We start from the raw sequence: 17,022 nt of genomic DNA on the forward strand, positions 1-17,022 counted from the left end.
CCATCAGAAGTTCTTCTTCAGGTCCATGCCCTGGTACAGCGCTGCCACCTGCTGGCCGTAGCCGTTGAACGGCAGCGTCTTGCGCTTGGGCGCGAACAGCGCGCCGAAACCGCCGCCGCGCTCCTCGCCGATGCGGCGTTCGGTCGCCTGGCTCCAGCGCGGGTGGTCGACGTCGGGGTTCACGTTGGAATAGAAACCGTATTCCTGCGGCGCCGCCAGGTTCCAGCTGGTGGGCGGCTGCTTGTCGACAAAGCGGATCCTGACGATCGACTTGGCGCTCTTGAAGCCGTATTTCCACGGCACCACCATGCGCACCGGCGCACCGTTCTGGTTGGGCAGCACCTCGCCATACAGGCCGAAGGTCAGCAGCGCCAGCGGGTGCATCGCCTCGTCCATGCGCAGGCCTTCGCTGTAGGGCCAGTCGAGCACGCTGCTGCTGACGCCAGGCATCTGCTTCTTGTCGGCGAGCGTGATGAACTGCACGTATTTCGCGCCGGGTTGCGGCTCGACGCGCCTGATCAGCTCGGCCAGCGGATAGCCGATCCAGGGGATCACCATCGACCAGCCTTCGACGCAGCGCAGGCGGTAGACGCGCTCTTCCATCGCCGCGACTTTCATCAGTTCATCGAGATCGTAGACCCTGGGCGTTTTCACCAGCCCTTCCACCGACACCTGCCATGGGCGCGGGCGCAGCGTGCCGGCGTTGCGGGCCGGGTCGGACTTGTCGGTACCGAACTCGTAGAAATTGTTGTAGGTGGTCACGTCCTGGTAGGGCGTACGCTTCTCGGTCACGACATAAGCATTGTTGGGCGTGGCCGCCAGCTTCGGGCCGTGCTGCGCCCAGGCGTTGCGGGCAAACCATGGCGCCAGCGTGGCGCCGGCGGCACCTGCGGCGGCCAGCGCGAGCATGCGGCGGCGCGACTCGAAGACATCGCGGGGGGTGATCTCGTCGGCGGCGATATCGCCGCCGCGCAGCCATTTGGGGGAAGGAATCAACATGGTTTTCCTCGTTGCCGGGCGCTTGCAGGATTGGACTCAGGGCTTGGTCGTGGCGTGCGGGCCAGTCCTGACAAATTTTTTCGGTGCGGCGCAGGCGCCACACCGGCGGCTAGCCGCCCTGGTATTGCTGGTAGACCGCCTGCGCCAGCGTCAGCAGCCGGGCACGCTCCAGCGGCCCGGCCAGCGCAAAGCCGAGGTCGCGGTCGATCCAGTAGAACGCCATCGGCGCCGGCCCTGTAGCCGGCCTGGCAGCCGGCCGCCGTGCGCCTTCGCGCGGCATGCGCTCGACGCGGAAGCCGGTGTCGGGCGTGCCCTGCGCCATGCGCCGCAACTGCAGCGACAGGCGCGTGCCGTCGTCCGCTTCGTACATCAGGATGGCGGACGGGCCGCCTTCGGCCACGCCCAGCCGTCCGCCGATCAGGTGGAAGCCCTGCGCGCGCAGGTCGGGCACTTGCAGCGCCATGCCGAGGCGCTTGGACAACCACGCGATCAGGTGCGCCTCGTCGCTGGCGGCGACTTCCACCGGGTGGCGCATTTCCGGCGCGTAAACCACATGCGTGGCGAGCGCCTCGCGAGCGAAGCGCTCGCCGGGTGCCATCGCTACGGTGGTGCTGCCGATGCGATCGTGGGCCATCCAGCCGAGCGCGCCGCCGAGCGCCAGCAATGCCACCGAGGCGCAGCCCGCGGCCAGCGCCATGGTCCAGCGCGGCGCGCGCCGGCGCCCGGCCTGGCGCGGCTCGCCATGCAGGGCGGGCGGCAGCGCGGCCAATGGCACCGGTTCGTTCAATACGGGATCCAGCATGCCGTGCAGCGCATCGGCCTGGCGGCGCCACGCGGCGACCTGCGCTGCTGCGCCGGGGTGCTGCGCCAGGTACGCCTCCACCGCGGCGCGGCGCGCGCCGGACAGCTGGCCGTCGGCGTAGGCATGAAGATCGGCTTCGTGGATCGCGGACATCATTTCACCCGCTGCAGTGAACTGGCGGCAGGCACCGGCTGGCCGGGAGCACCGCCGTCGAGCAAGCGCCGCATCTGCTCGCGCGCACGCGCCAGGCGCGACATCACCGTGCCTTGCGGGATGTCGAGCACGCGCGCCGCCTCGGCATAGGTCAGTTGCTCCAGGCTGACCAGCAGCAGCACCGCGCGCTGGGCTTCGGGCAGCTGCGCCAGCGCCTGCAGCAGGTCGCGGCGCAGGCCGGGGTCGGCCGCGGGCGCGCTGACCTCGGGCAGGGTGTCGGTGGCCACCACCAGGTCCTTGCGCCGCAAGCTGTTCAGGCGCAGCCGGTGCATCAGGGTCAGCAGCCACGGCAACAGGCCGTCGGCGCCGTCGCCCCACCAGGCGCCGGGGCGCAGGCGGAAGCGCCAGCGGTAGCGCAGCGCGCGCTCGAGCGTGTCCTGCACCAGGTCGTCGGCCTGTGCCGCGTCGCCGGTGAGACCGCGCGCGTGGCGCCGCAGCCGCGGCGCCAGCGCTACGAGCTGGCCTTCAAAGCCGTCCATGCCGTGGCGTGCTTCAGGACGTCCAGGGCGTCAGCCCGTCAGGGCTTGGCGACGTGCCAGACGTTGTTGAGATTGTCACCGGTCTTGTCGCCAGGCTTGGCGTCCTTGGCAAAGCGGTACAGCGGCATGCCGCGGTAGGCCCACTGCTTGCCGCCATCATCGCGCGTGATGATGGTGTATTGGCCCGACGCGTTCGAACCCGGCGCGGCCATCAGCGGCGGCCAGTTGGTGGCACAGGGGCCGTTGCAAGCGCTCTTGCCGCTGTTGGCGGTGTCGCGGTCGAAGGTGTACAGCGTCAGGCCCTGCGGATCGGTCAGCACGCCACTGGTCACCTTCACCGTGGGCGGCATGTTGCCGGTACTGCTGCCGCCCATGCCCATGCCGGAGCAGCCGGCGAGCAGGACAGCCGCGCAGCCGAGCGCCAGCGCGGCGGGACGAACGAGGGATGCTGCAGAGGTAAGACGCACACGTGCCATGATCTTGTTCTCCATGCTAACCGATGCCGCCAGCCGGCACCGCTCCTCCAGTAAACACCCGATGTGATGCCTTTATTCCGTCACGTTGCAAAAAAGTCGAAAAAAAACCTGCCGGGAGGCAGGTTCTTTGCATCGCACCATGGCGCGTCGCATGCGACGGTCAGAGCTCCCCGTAGCTGTGCAGGCCGGACAGGAACATATTGACGCCGAGAAAGGCAAAGGTCGTCACCAGCAGTCCGACCAGCGCCCACCACGCAGCCACCGTGCCGCGCAGGCCCTTCATCAGCCGCATGTGCAGCCATGCCGCATAGTTCAGCCACACGATCAGTGCCCAGGTCTCCTTCGGGTCCCAGCTCCAGTAACCGCCCCAGGCTTCGGCCGCCCACAGCGCGCCCAGGATGGTGGCGATGGTGAAGAAGGCAAACCCGACCGCGATGGCCTTGTACATCACGTCATCGAGCAGCTCCAGCGACGGCAGCCGCTCGGCGAGAATGCCGCGCTGCTTGAGCAGGTACGCGACCGACACCATCGCCGCCAGCGCAAAGGTGCCGTAGCCGATAAAGTTGGCCGGCACGTGGATCTTCATCCACCAGCTCTGCAGCGCCGGCACCAGCGGCTGGATTTCCTGCGCGTTGCGGCTGACCGTGTACCACAGCAGGAAGCCCACCGCGGCCGACACCACCAGCATCACGAACGGCCCCAGCGCGCGCGTGGCGTAGCGGCCTTCGTAGTACAGGTAGAACAGCGACGTGACCAGCGTGAACAGCACGAACACTTCGTACAGGTTCGAGACGGGAATATGGCCGACGTCATGGCCGATCAGGTACGACTCGTACCACCGCACCAGCATGCCGGTGAAACCCAGCACGATCGCGCCCCAGCACAGCTTGCTGCCGATGCTGTAGCCGGTGTCCGAGCGCGTGGCCAGCCCGACCCAGTAGAACAGCGTGGACAGGAACACCAGCGCGCTCATCCACAGGATGGCCGACTGGCTCGACAGGAGGTACTTGAGGAAGAAGACCTGGTCCGCGCGCGCGAGCTGGCCCTGATAGAGCTGGATCGCGAACAGCGACAGCACCGTCAGCCCCAGCATCAGCGGACGTACCGGCTTCCAGTGCCAGCCGAGCAGTGCAAAGGCAGGCACGGCGCCGATCAGCACGGCCTTGTCGTAGCCATCCATCCATTGCGCATATTGCGACAGCGCAATGCCGGCGCCGACGGCCAAGGCCAGCGCGAACAGCCAGTCCACCCACGTCAGCCGGCGCAGGAAGGAAGGTTCGAGATAAGCCTCATCGCCGGCACCCCCGTGGGCGGGCGTGGCGCGCGTGGCTTGCGTGGTCACGTTTGAAGACATAGCGTACCTGCTTGTTTAATGGCTGCCGCCTTGATGTGGCGCTTCAGCGGGGATCCCGCCGGCGGCACGGCCGACGTCGTCGCGCAGTGCCGTGAATTCCTTTTCGAAGTCCATCGTGCGGCGCTGGGTCGACATCGCCATCAGCACTTGGCTGCCGGGCGTCGCGGCCTCTCCCTCGGCGGGCTTGTCCTTGATCCAGATCCAGACGCGGCGCTCGCGGATATAGAACATCGCGAACACGCCCAGCGTCAGCAGCAGACAACCAAGATACACGATGTTCTTGCCCGGCGCACGGGTCATCTGGAACACGCTGGCCTTGATTTCCTTGAACTCGTCGAGCTGCAGGAACACCGGTGCGCCGTAGAAGAAACTGTCCGACAGCGTATTGATCGCCTGTTGCAGGAAGGTGCCGCTTTGGGCGCTGTTGGGCACCACCGGCAGCTTGTCCTGGGCGCGTGCCAGCTGCCACAGCTCCCACATCGAGCCATTCAGGATCTTCAGCAGCACGTCGGCGGCCTTCTGCTGCTCGGCCTGCGGCACTGACTTTTCCAGGAATGCCGCGATCGCGGTGAAGCCGCCCGGCGGCGAGTCCGGGGTCGGTCGCGTGGCGCCGGCAAACAGGTCGAGCGCGCGCAGCGCGCTTTCGGCAAGCTGGCGGCGCAGGTCGGCCTTGTCGTCTCCCGGCATCGAGGCCAGCGCAAAGCGGCGCGCGGCCTCGCCGCGCAGCGCGCGGTCCTGCAGCGCGGCGCGCAGGCGCATCCAGTCGGCAACGCTGCCCTGGTCGTCGGCGGGAATGCGCAGGTAGCGGAACTGCTCGCTCGGCGATTCGCGCATGCCGGCCAGGAACACCGACTGCCCGTCTATCTGCACGGGCACCATGTAGTTGTTGTACTCGCGCGCCTGCCCGGTGCGATCGCGCAGCTTGTACTGCACCGAGGGGCCGACATTGCGCAGCGTCTTGGCCCGGTCGGCGCTGGCCGCGGCACCCAGGTGCTTCTCCAGCGTCTCGTTCAGCGATTTGCGCGCGACGCCGCGCGCATCGGGCTTGCCCGAGGCATCGGTGACGTTCTCGATATTCATCAGCCGGAAGTCGCTGAATTCGACCGTCACGCCTTCGCTGTCCGCGACGGTGCCGGTGTCCTTCAGCGGCGCCTTGCCGCCCACGGCACCGTCGATGGCAAAGGTGCCGCGCGCGGTGCCCTGCATCGGGTAGCCGACGAACTTCAGGCGCGAGCCGCCGTCCTCGAAGCTGGACTGGTAGATGGCGATACCGTCGACGATCAGCGGCTCGTTCACCTTGATGGTGGCCTCGGTCTGCTTGCCGGTGACGCGGTCGGTGACGATCACATCGGAGGCGAACAGCTTGGGCATGCCGGTCTCGTAGAAGTCGATCGAGAACTTCTTGAGCGTGAGCGCGAAGGGCAGGTCCTGCACGAGTGCGCCGTCGGCGACGTTCAGGATGGCCGTGGACACGGTTTGCCCCTCGGGCACGTAGGCATTGCCGCGAAAGCCGGGGTTGGTCGCCGGCAGCCGGTGCTGCGACGGGATCTCGCTGATCACCGCGTTGCCGCTGATCGGGGTCTTGCCACCCAGCCACATCTGCGCGCGGATCAGCATGTCGCCGTCGAGCAGGCCGCCTATGCAGATCACCACGATGGCGGTATGCGCCAGGATATAGCCGACCTTGTTGGCCGCCCCCGCCTTGCCCGCCAGCAGCGTGGCACCGTCATGCTCGACGGCCTTGATGCGGTAGCCGCGGTTGCGCAGCAGCGCCGACAGCCTGCCGACAGCCTCGGCGCGCGCGCGTGCGCCGTCGAACTCGCCGCGATGGTGGAAGGCACGCAGGCTGCGCTCGCGCACATGGTCCTTCCATGAGCGCATGTCCGCAATCATCTTTGGCGTGTTGCGCACCAGGCAGAGCGTGGTGGACGCCACCAGGAAGGCCAGGATCAGCAGGAACCACCACGAGCCGTAGACCTTCTGCAGCGACAGCGTATGGAAGACATCGGCCCAGAACGGCCCGAACTGGTTGACGTAGTTCGGATACGGCTCGTTCTGCTTGAGCACGGTGCCGATCACGCTGGCGATGGAGATCACGGTCAGCAGCGCGATCGCGAAGCGCATCGAGGACAACAATTCGACCGCGTCGCGCAACACGCGGTGAGGGGTCTTCAGGTGCAGCCCTGAAGTGGAAGCGGTCGACATGTGCAGTGAAACCTAAGACAAACGTGCTGCTTTGAAATAAAAAAGGGTGGCCTTGCTTGGACGAGCAGGCCACCCCTTTCGATTGTGACAGGCGCGTTCGGTTGCATGCCACGCGGGCTGCATGCCGAAGCACCGGCGCCTGGCGGCGCCAGCGTACTGCGCTAGCGTCGTTACCGGACGCCGGCGACGTAGTCCGCCACCGCCTTGATCTCGGCATCCGACATCTTGGCGGCGATGGTCGTCATGACCGAATTGTTCTTGCGGGTGCCCTGGCGGAACGCCACCAGCTGTGCCTCGGTGTATTCCGACCACTGTCCGCCAATACGCGGATACTGGGCCGGGATGCCGGCGCCGGAGGGACCATGGCAGGCGGCACAGGCCGGCACGCCCTTGGCGGCGATGCCGCCACGGTAGATCTTCTGGCCTTCCTCGATCGTGTCCTTGTTCTTGGCGGTGGCCGGCTTGATCGGCTGCTTGGCCAGGTAGGCGCCAATGTTGCGCATTTCCTCGTCGGTCAGCACCGATGCCATCGGCACCATGATCGCATTGTTGCGCGCCTTGGACTTGAAGTCGGCCAGCTGCTTGTGGACGTATTCCGGATGCTGGGCGGCCAGCTTGGGGTTGGCGGCGGCCGCGCTGTTGCCGGCTGCGCCGTGGCAGCTCAGGCAGGCGGGCACATTGCGATCGGGGGCACCTTGCGTGTACAGCGTCTCACCCTTGGCCGGGTCGGCCTTTGCGGCGGCCTGCTCTGCGGCAGATGCCAGTCCGGAAAGGGCGGCTGCAGGAACGGCCAGTGCCAGGACACCCAGAATCTTCGCAATGCGGTTCATTCGCACACCTTCTCTGAATTGTTTTGGATACCGTGATGCATGCCGGCCGGCACTCTGCCGGCGGTGAGGACGCGCCGGGGCAAAGGCCTGACATCGTGGCGACCCGAGCGGATGACCGATCCGCTGCGGTTTGCCTGGCGGCAGACCCCCGCCAGCCCCTGATCCGCCGCTGCGGCACCTGAGGTGCAACGCATGATGCGAAACAAGGCCGTGCCCACGATAGGACGACACAACGAGGCTTCCCGTCCGGACAACGGCAGCCGAGCCACGCGGCAAAGGATGTCGCGCGTCACCCGATCAGGAGACCGTAAACCGGCGTATTGTACAATAAGTTATGTGCCGGATTGATGCCTTGCGCCCTGCTGTGCCGTGTTGAAACGGTCTCGCGCTGCGCCAGATCAAACCCGGCGAGCGGCCCCGCCGCAGCCCTCCCCACCCTGGCGGTAACCCGGCCACGGCCAGCGCCAGTTGCGCCGCCGCGGCGCCCCGCCCTACCGCTATCGCGCATGTCCCTCCTTCACCAGGCCCGCTTCTTCATTACCGTCAACCACCTGCGCGACCTGCCCGCCACGGCCGTGCCCGAGGTGGCATTCGCCGGCCGCTCCAATGCCGGCAAGTCCACCGCCATCAACATCCTGTGCAACCAGAAGCGGCTGGCGTTTTCCTCGCGCACGCCCGGACGCACGCAGCACATCAACTATTTCACGGTGGCTCCCGTCAAGGCGCCGGAACCGCAGGCGTTCCTGGTCGACCTCCCCGGCTATGGCTACGCAGAGGTGTCGGGCTCGGCCAAGTACCACTGGCAGGGCCTGCTGAGCGACTACGTGCAGACGCGGCCGCAACTGTCGGGGCTGATCCTGATGATGGATGCGCGCCGGCCGTTCACCGATCTCGATTGCCAGATGGTCGAGTGGTTCCTGCCCACCGGCAAACCGATCCACGTGCTGCTGACCAAGGCCGACAAGCTCACCAACAGCGAGAACGCCAAGGCGCTGCGCGAGACGCGCAAGATGCTGCAGGGCTATGCAGAGCAGCTGGAAACGCCGGTGCCGCTGACGGCACAGCTGTTTTCGAGTCTCAAGCGCCGCGGCATCGAAGAAGCGCAGGGTGTGATCGCCGGCTGGCTCAACCTGCCGGAAGCGCAGAAGAACGCCGCGCAGGACGCCGCGGCACCGACGGCGGCTGTTCCTCCCGCTTCCACAGGCCCTGCGGCATAACGCCGCAGTGTAGTCAGCGCGCAAAAAAAGCCCCGCTGCAAGCAACGGGGACGAACTTTCCCGCCGCTGGGGCGGGTACCCGCTCAGGGAGGAGTAGCGGGGGACACCCGTGCCACGCAAGGCGCAACGCATAGTGTCCGCGAGTATGATGGCGGGCACGCATAAAAGTTTAGTTTTTCTTCAGCCGGCATCCTTGCGCCGCGCGCGCAGTGCTTGCCGGCTGGCAACCGGGACCTTCCGGTCCCGTCTCCAGCACAAGAAGCCTGCCATGTCGACCTTCCCCGAGTACCGCCCGCGCCGCATGCGCCGCGACGATTTCTCCCGCCGCATGATGCGCGAGCATCGCCTGTCGCCGGACAACCTGATCTACCCGGTGTTCATCCTTGACGGCCAGAACCAGCGCCAGTCCGTGGCGTCGATGCCGGGCGTCGAGCGGGTCTCCGTGGACCTGCTGATGCCGGTGGCCGAAGACTGCGTCAAGCTCGGCATCCCGGTGCTCGCGCTGTTCCCGGTGATCGACCCGTCGCTGAAAACGCCGGATGGCATCGAAGCCATCAATCCGGACGGCCTGGTGCCGCGCGCGGTGCGGGCGCTGAAGGACCGCTTCCCGGAACTCGGCGTGCTGTGCGACGTCGCGCTCGACCCCTACACCAGCCACGGCCAGGACGGCGTGCTGGATGAAAACGGCTACGTCATCAACGACACCACCGTGGAGATCCTGGTGCGCCAGGCGCTGGCCCAGGCCGACGCGGGCGTCGATATCGTGGCGCCGTCCGACATGATGGACGGCCGCATCGGCGCGGTGCGCACGGCGCTGGAAGACAACGGGCACATCCACACCCGCATCATGGCCTACTCGGCCAAGTACGCATCGGCCTTCTATGGCCCCTTCCGCGACGCGGTCGGCTCGGCCGCCAACCTGGGCAAGGGCAACAAGATGACCTACCAGATGGACCCGGCCAACACCGACGAGGCTCTGCGCGAAGTGGCGCAGGACATCCTCGAAGGCGCCGACATGGTGATGGTCAAGCCCGGCATGCCGTATCTCGACATCGTGCGCCGCGTGAAGGACGAGTTCCGCTTCCCGACCTACGTCTACCAGGTCAGCGGCGAGTACGCGATGCTGAAGGCCGCCGCGCAGAACGGCTGGCTCGACCACGACAAGGTCATGATGGAATCGCTGCTGGCGTTCCGCCGCGCCGGCGCCGACGGCATCCTGACCTATTTCGCCCGCGACGCCGCGCGCCTGCTGGCCGCCTGACCGGCATCACCCTGTCGGAAACCAAGCGCCTATGGAACTGCTCGGCTTCTCGGCCAGCCAGGTACACCCGCTCGCCTCGCTCGCCGCAGCGGGCAGCTTCCTCGGCGGCAATGCCGCCGCGCTGTTCGTCTGGGCGGACTTTTCCACCGAGGAAGTCACCGCTGCCCCGGATGCCTGGCGCGAGAACGTGCGCCAGCTCGCGGGCGCTTCGATCCTCGACCTGCACCTGGCCGACGCCACCAATGCCGCGCATCCATCGTATTTCGACACGACCAACGCGTATGACATGGTGATCTTCCGCAAGCTGACCTTCGAGACCAGCCGCGCGATCGCCGAGGCCGAGCCGCCGGAGGCAACGCCGGCCAATGCGCCCAGGACGTCTGGCGATGCGACGACGGCACGTGCGCGCCGATATCCGCCCGGCTTCCTGCCCGCACTGGCCAAAATCGACACGCAGCCGGTCACGTTCTTCGTCTTCGATACGCTGCTGGTCACGGTACGCAACGGCCCGTCGCGCACCGTCGACCAGGTGCGCCAGCGCCTGCTCGAGCTCTGCCAGGCACCGCGGCCGCAGGCGTCGCCCGCGCGCGGCAACGGCCAGACCTTGCTGCACGGCGTGCGTCCGCCGAACCGGCCCGAGGACCTGATGCTGCGCCTGCTCAATGCGATGGTGGACCGCTACCTCGAACTGCGCGCCCCGCTGACACGCCAGCTCGACCGCTGGCAGCGCGCGCTGCTGAACTCGCGCCGCAGTTTTTCCAGCTGGGAAGGTCTTCTCGACGCGCGCATCCAGCTGCGCAAGCTGGAGCACCTGAGCGAGGAGCAGCGCGATGCGCTGCAGGAATTCCGCGACAGCTTGCTGGAAAACCGCTACAGCAGCGACCAGCACGGCACCCCGGTGGATACCACGGGGCGCGACGAAGTGTTGCTGGTGCGCATCAACGATGTGATGGAGCATATCCAGCGCGTGCTCGCGCATGCGCGCCGGCTGGAGGATTCCATCGAGTCGGCGGTGCAGATCCACTTTTCGGCGGTGGCCCACCGCACCAACCGCACCATGCGCATGCTGACGCTGATCACGGCGCTGTTCATGCCGCTGACGCTGATCACCGGCATCTTCGGCATGAACTTCGAGCGCATGCCCTGGCTGCAGGCGCCGGAGGGATTCTGGTGGTCGATCAGCCTGATGGGGGCGGTGGTAGTGGTGCTGGGCGCGCTGTGGGCCGTGGCGCGGCAGCTGGAACACTAGCGCAGGCGCAGGTACGCCTCAGGTGCTGGTACGCTTGCCGAAGGCGCGCTCCAGGCTCTCCAGGAACCGGTTGGCCGACTGGTAGCCGATCACCCGCACCGGGCGCTCGCGCCCATCGGGTCCGAACAGGATGATCCCCGGCGGCCCGAACAGCCCGAAACGCTTGAGCAGCGCCTTGTCGTCGGCATTGTTGGCGGTCACGTCCGCCTGCAGCAGCACGATCTCGGAGAGCCGCGCGCGCACGCGCGGGTCGACGAAGGTCATGCGCTCCATTTCCTTGCAGCTGACGCACCAGTCGGCATAGAAATCGAGCAGCACCGGCTTGCCGGCCGCGGCGGCCTGCGCCATGCGGGCATCCAGTTCCGCGACGCTGCGCACGCGCTCGAAGCGCACCGCCTGGGCGGCGCCCGCGCTTTCCGCACCACTGCGGCCCGCGCTCAGGTGTGACAGCGGCTGCAGCGGATCGCGCCCGCCCGACGCCACGCCGATCAGCACGATGGCCGCGGCGATCGCGAACAATACGCCAAGACCCTTGCCCACGCGCACCAGGTTGCGCGGATCGGCCCCAAGCCCGTCAAAAGCGCCGAGGAACACCGCGGCCACCAGCAGCAATGCCGCCAGCAGCAGCATCGTCGTCCATGCCGGCAGCACCGGCCCGAGCATCCACAACGCCACACCCAGCAGCAGGAAGCCGAAGAAGCGCTTGGTCACCTCCATCCAGCGGCCGGCGCGCGGCAGCAGGTTGCCCGCGCCCACGCCCACCAGCACCAGCGGCACGCCCATGCCGATCGCCATCGCAAACAGCGCCGCGCCGCCGATGACCGCATCGCGGGTCTGCGCGATATAGGCCAGCGCCCCCGCCAGCGGCGCGGTCACGCACGGTCCGACGATCAGCGCGGAGATCGCGCCCATGGCCGCTGCACCAACCACCTGGCCGCCCTGGCGGCGGTTGGACGACTCCGTCAGCCGCGCCTGCCAGCGCTGCGGCAGCTGCAGTTCGTACAGGCCGAACATCGACAGTGCCAGCGCCACCATCAGCGCGGCGAACAGGCCCAGCACCCATGGCGTCTGCAGCGCGGCCGACAGGCCTTCGCCCAGCAGCCCGGCCGCCACGCCGACGGCGGTGTACACCACCGCCATGCCCAGTACATAGGCCAGCGACACCACCAGCGCACGGCTGCGCGTGACATGCTCGCCGACGACGATCGAGGACAGGATCGGCACCATCGGCAGCACGCACGGCGTGAAGGTCAGCAGCAGGCCCAGGCCGAAGAAGAGTGCCGCGATCAAACCCACGTTGCGGCTCGCCAGCGCCCCGGCGATGCGGTCGCTGTCATCGGCACGCAGCGTCGCAGCGGGAGCCGGCTGGGCTGGCTGAGCCTGCAGTGGGGCCGCAGCGGGCGCATCGGAGCGCCCGCGTTTGCCGAACAGGTCGGCCAGGCCGGTGCCGCCGACCTTGTAGACGCTTTCCATCGGTGGATAGCACAGGCCCTTGTCGGCACAGCCCTGCGAGGTGACAGTCAGCGTCCACTTGCCGTCCGCCGGCGCCGCCGCCACCGGCACGCGGATGGTCACGCTGTCGCGGTACGTCTCCATCTCCTTGCCGAAGGTGTCGTCGAACTTGACCTTGCCTTGCGGGAAGTCCGGCGTGCCGAGCTTCACGGCGGCAGGCTCCGTCGCAAAGGCGAATCGCTCCCGGTACATGTAGTAGCCGGGCGCGACGTCGAAACGCACCTCCACGGTGCTGTCGTCGATCTGGCGCGCGGCGAAGCGGAAGGCTTGCTCGGGCGGCAGGAAATCGTCTTCCGTTGCCGCCAGCGCTGCGCCAGCCAGGCAAAGCCAGGCCAGTACCGCGAGCAGGACTGCGGCAATATGCCGCGCGCCGACGAGTCCGCGCGCGCGCTCCGGAAGTGCCAAACCGATGTTCATGAAGCTGTTTCCTGTCTGTCCTGGCCGATGGAATCCGCCGTACCCATCGCTGCGCGGCCGTTCCCTTTCGCCCGTTATCCCGCCGGCTGCGCGCCCGTACTCGTTTCGCTGCCAACCCACGCCAGGTACGGTGCAAAGCCCGTCGTCACCGGCAATGCGATGATCTCCGGCACATCATAGGGGTGATGTTGCCGGATCACGGCCTCGAGTGCAGCGTAGCGCGCGCGGGTGGTCTTGATCAGCAGCGGCCATTCCCGCGCCTGCTCCAGCACGCCTTGCCACCAGTACTCGGATTCCACCGGGGCCAGACGGTTCACGCAGGCTGCCGCGCGCGCCTCCAGCACGGCCCGGGACAGCCGCGCCGCCGTCTCGGCATCGGGGGTATTGGTGATCACCACGAGCAGCTCGGCGGGGTCGGGGGACTGGCTGGCATCGGGCATCGGCACGCTCCTGGAACGGCTGGCAATGGCTGGCATTGATGGCTGGCATTGATGGCTGGCGCCCAAAACAAAAGAGCCAGGCGGATGCCTGGCTCGATTGTAAGCGGTGTGCCCGGAACCGTCGCAAGACGGCAGCGGGCGCGGAACGCACTTAGAAACGCACTTATTCCGCGGCTTCTTCAGCCGGGGCTTCGGTGATTTCCGGACGATCCACCAGCTCGACCAGCGCCATCGGCGCGTTGTCGCCCTGACGGAAGCCGAACTTCAGGATGCGGGTGTAGCCGCCCGGACGGGTGGCGTAGCGCGGGCCCAGTTCGGTGAACAGCTTGGTGACCATGTCGCGGTCGCGCAGGCGGGCGAAAGCCAGGCGGCGGTTGGCAACGGTGTCCTTCTTGGCCAGCGTGATCAGCGGCTCGACGACCTTGCGCAGTTCCTTGGCCTTGGGCACGGTGGTCTTGATCAGCTCGTGCTGGAACAGCGAGTTGGACATGTTGCGCAGCATCGCGAGGCGGTGCGACGAGGTGCGGTTCAGTTTCCGCAGACCATGACGGTGACGCATGATGATTCCTTTCAGTTAAGTGTTTGACCAGCTCTTCTATCGTCCGATGCGGCTGGACGCGGGCCGGTAGTCATACGAGCCCCGGCCGAAGCCAGGGCGGTTACCGCGGTGCGGGGCGCTAACGCCCCCGCGCCACAATTACTTTTCCAGACCTGCGGGCGGCCAGTTCTCGAGCTTCATGCCGAGGGTCAGGCCACGCGAGGCGAGGACTTCCTTGATCTCGTTGAGCGACTTGCGACCCAGGTTCGGGGTCTTCAGCAGCTCGTTCTCGGTACGCTGGATCAGGTCGCCGATGTAGTAGATGTTCTCGGCCTTCAGGCAGTTGGCCGAACGCACCGTCAGCTCCAGGTCGTCGACCGGGCGCAGCAGGATCGGATCGATCTGCGGCGTGCGGCTCGAAGCAGCCTCGGCTGCCGACTCGGTACCTTCCAGCGCGGCGAACACGGACAACTGGTCGACCAGGATGCGGGCCGACTGGCGGATCGCTTCCTCGGGCGAGATCACGCCGTCGGTTTCGATGTTCATCACCAGCTTGTCCAGGTCGGTACGCTGCTCCACGCGAGCGGACTCAACGGCGTACGACACGCGGCGCACCGGCGAGAACGAAGCGTCCAGCACGATGCGGCCGATGACCTTGCCCGACTCGTCGCCGAACTTGCGCACGTTGCCCGGCACGTAGCCACGGCCTTGCTCGACCTTGATCTGCATGTCCAGCTTGCCGCCGGCCGACAGATGGGCGATCACGTGGTTCGGGTTGATGATCTCGACGTCGTGCGGCAGCTCGATATCGGCAGCCGTGACAACGCCTTCACCATCCTTGCGCAGCGACACCGTGACTTCATCACGGTTGTGCAGCTTGAACACCACGCCCTTCAGGTTGAGCAGCAGGTTGACGACGTCTTCCTGCACGCCGTCGATGGTGGAATACTCGTGGACCACCCCAGCGATCGTGACTTCGGTCGGGGCATAGCCGACCATCGACGACAGCAGCACGCGACGCAGGGCGTTACCGAGCGTATGGCCGTAGCCGCGCTCGAACGGCTCCATCACGACTTTGGCGTGATGGTCGCCCAGAGGCTCGACGGCGATGATTTTTGGCTTGAGGAGTGCTGTTTGCATTAGGTTGTCCTTTTCAATACCCTCGGCTCGTTACACCGATAAGGCTGACGTTTGGAACCTGAAAATACCCATCGCAACGATGGGCGAAGCCCGACCGCGCGTAGCGCGCGTCGGGCTGGAAGAGAAGCTTTGCGGAGAACGCAAGCGCTGGGCCGTCCGCTCGCGGATTAACGCGAGTACAGTTCGACGATCAGGCTTTCGTTGATGTCACCCGAGATATCGGCGCGATCCGGAACTTGCTTGAAGGTACCTTCGAACTTCTTGGCATCCACGGCAACCCAGGTCGGGAAGCCCGACTGCTCGGCCAGCGACAGCGCTTCGGCGATACGGACCTGCTTCTTCGACTGCTCGCGGATGGTGATGATGTCGCCCGACTTGATCTGGGCCGACGGCACGTTCAGGGTCTGACCGTTCACCAGGATCGCCTTGTGCGAAACCAGCTGGCGCGCTTCAGCGCGGGTCGAGCCGAAGCCCATGCGGTACACCACGTTGTCCAGGCGCGATTCCAGCAGTTGCAGCAGGTTTTCGCCGGTGTTGCCCTTGCGGCGGTCGGCTTCGGCGAAGTAGCGGCGGAACTGGCGCTCGAGCACGCCGTAGATGCGCTTGACCTTCTGCTTTTCGCGCAGCTGGTTGCCGTAGTCCGAGGTGCGTGCACCCGAGGTGCGGCCATGCTGGCCCGGCTTGCTGTCCAGCTTGCACTTGTCGGCCAGCGAGCGGCGCGAGCTCTTCAGGAACAGGTCGGTGCCTTCACGGCGGGAAAGTTTGGCCTTCGGGCCGGTATAACGTGCCACGTTGTCTTCCTTTGATCGATCGCGGCGCCTTCTTGACGCGCCGCGAGTCCGTCAACGCAGTGCCTCCCAGAGCCCTGGGAAGACCGTGACGGACGGTGGGCTTATGAAGCGCGCCCTGGCCGGAGCTGGCCGGGTACGACGCTGAAAGCATTTACAGTGCATCGACACCGGGATGTGCTTTATGCGACATTCCATCGATGCAAAACGAAAACCTGCCGCATCAAATGCAGCAGGTCAACGCGCGATACTACCATATCCAAAACCGGCAGGTAAACCCACCGGCCTCGGACACGCCAACGCTTAGATGCGGCGGCGCTTCGGCGGACGGCAGCCGTTGTGCGGAATCGGCGTGACGTCTTCGATGATCGCGATCTTGATGCCCAGCGCGTTCAGTGCGCGGACAGCCGACTCACGGCCAGGGCCGGGGCCCTTGATGCGCACTTCCAGGTTCTTGATACCCTGGTCTTGCGCCACGCGGCCGGCGTTCTCGGCAGCGACCTGGGCAGCGAACGGGGTCGACTTGCGCGAACCCTTGAAGCCCTGGCCACCGGCGGTCGCCCACGACAGGGCATTGCCCTGACGGTCGGTGATCGTGATGATGGTGTTGTTGAACGAGGCGTGGACGTGCGCAATGCCGTCGGCAACGTTCTTCTTGACCTTCTTACGCGCGCGAGCGGCGTTATTCGGACCTTTTGCCATTAGTTTCTTCCTCTGCCTTCGGCTTTACTTCTTCAGAGCCACGCCGGCCTTGCGCGGACCCTTGCGGGTACGGGCGTTGGTACGGGTACGCTGACCGCGCATGGGCAGGCCCTTGCGGTGACGCATGCCACGATAGCAACCAAGGTCCATCAGACGCTTGATGTTCATCGTGGTTTCACGACGCAGGTCACCCTCGACCGTGACCTTGCCCACTTCGTCACGAAGCTTTTCCAGGTCGGCGTCGGTCAGATCCTTGACCTTCTTGTCAAACGGTACACCGGTGGCCTCGCAAATCTTGCGGGCGCGCGAGCGGCCGATACCGTAAATGGCGGTCAGGCCGATTTCGGTATGCTTGTGGTTCGGGATGTTAACCCCTGCGATACGTGCCATTCGTCAATCC

General features: G+C 66.4%; 17 protein-coding genes. 3 read left to right on the forward strand and 14 right to left on the reverse strand.

What is annotated here, in order from left to right:
• Nucleotides 1-3: 3 nt before the first annotated feature.
• From msrP to JTE92_RS28790, 7 genes are all read right to left on the reverse strand, one after another.
• Complete coding sequence (msrP, locus tag JTE92_RS28760; RefSeq protein WP_063241259.1) at nucleotides 4-999, reverse strand: protein-methionine-sulfoxide reductase catalytic subunit MsrP; 996 nt, start codon at nucleotides 997-999, stop codon at nucleotides 4-6.
• Between the two features lie 109 nt (nucleotides 1,000-1,108).
• On the reverse strand, nucleotides 1,109-1,957 hold the full coding sequence (locus JTE92_RS28765) for an anti-sigma factor family protein (RefSeq protein WP_063241260.1): 849 nt from the start codon (nucleotides 1,955-1,957) through the stop codon (nucleotides 1,109-1,111).
• Complete coding sequence (locus JTE92_RS28770; RefSeq protein ID WP_063241261.1) at nucleotides 1,954-2,493, reverse strand: RNA polymerase sigma factor; 540 nt, start codon at nucleotides 2,491-2,493, stop codon at nucleotides 1,954-1,956. Before JTE92_RS28770 ends, JTE92_RS28765 begins: the two co-directional genes overlap by 4 nt.
• Nucleotides 2,494-2,531: 38 nt before the next feature.
• Nucleotides 2,532-2,969 (reverse strand): COG4315 family predicted lipoprotein, encoded by a 438-nt coding sequence (locus JTE92_RS28775; RefSeq protein WP_063241285.1) that lies wholly within the window; start codon nucleotides 2,967-2,969, stop codon nucleotides 2,532-2,534.
• Between the two features lie 160 nt (nucleotides 2,970-3,129).
• The gene (ccsB, locus tag JTE92_RS28780) at nucleotides 3,130-4,323 is read right to left on the reverse strand and encodes a c-type cytochrome biogenesis protein CcsB (RefSeq protein WP_063241262.1); all 1,194 of its coding nucleotides are present in this window, start codon (nucleotides 4,321-4,323) and stop codon (nucleotides 3,130-3,132) included.
• Nucleotides 4,324-4,338: 15 nt separating this feature from the next.
• On the reverse strand, nucleotides 4,339-6,528 hold the full coding sequence (locus JTE92_RS28785; protein ID WP_063241263.1) for a cytochrome c biogenesis protein ResB: 2,190 nt from the start codon (nucleotides 6,526-6,528) through the stop codon (nucleotides 4,339-4,341).
• A gap of 170 nt (nucleotides 6,529-6,698) precedes the next feature.
• Entirely contained in the window at nucleotides 6,699-7,358 is a 660-nt protein-coding gene (locus JTE92_RS28790) for a c-type cytochrome (protein ID WP_063241264.1), read from the reverse strand.
• Nucleotides 7,359-7,864: 506 nt separating this feature from the next.
• Between JTE92_RS28790 and yihA the strand changes: the two genes are divergently transcribed.
• The 3 genes from yihA (at nucleotide 7,865) to JTE92_RS28805 (ending at nucleotide 11,085) form a co-directional block, all read left to right on the forward strand.
• The gene (yihA, locus tag JTE92_RS28795; RefSeq protein WP_063241265.1) at nucleotides 7,865-8,575 is read left to right on the forward strand and encodes a ribosome biogenesis GTP-binding protein YihA/YsxC; all 711 of its coding nucleotides are present in this window, start codon (nucleotides 7,865-7,867) and stop codon (nucleotides 8,573-8,575) included.
• 268 nt (nucleotides 8,576-8,843) lie between these two features.
• Nucleotides 8,844-9,836 (forward strand): porphobilinogen synthase, encoded by a 993-nt coding sequence (gene hemB, locus JTE92_RS28800; RefSeq protein WP_063241266.1) that lies wholly within the window; start codon nucleotides 8,844-8,846, stop codon nucleotides 9,834-9,836.
• Nucleotides 9,837-9,867: 31 nt separating this feature from the next.
• Nucleotides 9,868-11,085 (forward strand): magnesium transporter CorA family protein, encoded by a 1,218-nt coding sequence (locus JTE92_RS28805; RefSeq protein WP_063241267.1) that lies wholly within the window; start codon nucleotides 9,868-9,870, stop codon nucleotides 11,083-11,085.
• A gap of 18 nt (nucleotides 11,086-11,103) precedes the next feature.
• Here JTE92_RS28805 and dsbD read toward each other — a convergent pair whose 3' ends face one another.
• From dsbD to rpsM, 7 genes are all read right to left on the reverse strand, one after another.
• Nucleotides 11,104-13,014, reverse strand: coding sequence for a protein-disulfide reductase DsbD (dsbD, locus tag JTE92_RS28810; RefSeq protein ID WP_063241268.1), 1,911 nt, complete (start codon nucleotides 13,012-13,014; stop codon nucleotides 11,104-11,106).
• A gap of 74 nt (nucleotides 13,015-13,088) precedes the next feature.
• The gene (cutA, locus tag JTE92_RS28815) at nucleotides 13,089-13,454 is read right to left on the reverse strand and encodes a divalent-cation tolerance protein CutA (RefSeq protein ID WP_063241269.1); all 366 of its coding nucleotides are present in this window, start codon (nucleotides 13,452-13,454) and stop codon (nucleotides 13,089-13,091) included.
• Nucleotides 13,455-13,617: 163 nt separating this feature from the next.
• Nucleotides 13,618-14,013, reverse strand: a complete 396-nt coding sequence (rplQ, locus tag JTE92_RS28820) for a 50S ribosomal protein L17 (protein WP_010812373.1) — start codon at nucleotides 14,011-14,013, stop codon at nucleotides 13,618-13,620.
• A 138-nt stretch (nucleotides 14,014-14,151) separates the two neighbouring features.
• Nucleotides 14,152-15,132 carry a DNA-directed RNA polymerase subunit alpha gene (locus tag JTE92_RS28825; protein ID WP_010812374.1) on the reverse strand — a complete coding sequence of 327 codons (981 nt, stop codon included), beginning with the start codon at nucleotides 15,130-15,132 and terminating at the stop codon, nucleotides 14,152-14,154.
• A 167-nt stretch (nucleotides 15,133-15,299) separates the two neighbouring features.
• Nucleotides 15,300-15,923 (reverse strand): 30S ribosomal protein S4, encoded by a 624-nt coding sequence (gene rpsD / locus JTE92_RS28830; protein WP_063241270.1) that lies wholly within the window; start codon nucleotides 15,921-15,923, stop codon nucleotides 15,300-15,302.
• 300 nt (nucleotides 15,924-16,223) lie between these two features.
• Nucleotides 16,224-16,622, reverse strand: coding sequence for a 30S ribosomal protein S11 (rpsK, locus tag JTE92_RS28835; RefSeq protein ID WP_010812376.1), 399 nt, complete (start codon nucleotides 16,620-16,622; stop codon nucleotides 16,224-16,226).
• 24 nt (nucleotides 16,623-16,646) lie between these two features.
• Nucleotides 16,647-17,012 (reverse strand): 30S ribosomal protein S13, encoded by a 366-nt coding sequence (gene rpsM, locus JTE92_RS28840; protein ID WP_008642961.1) that lies wholly within the window; start codon nucleotides 17,010-17,012, stop codon nucleotides 16,647-16,649.
• Nucleotides 17,013-17,022: the final 10 nt, after the last annotated feature.

The organism is Cupriavidus oxalaticus, assembly GCF_016894385.1.
Taxonomy (GTDB): Bacteria; Pseudomonadota; Gammaproteobacteria; order Burkholderiales; family Burkholderiaceae; genus Cupriavidus; species Cupriavidus oxalaticus.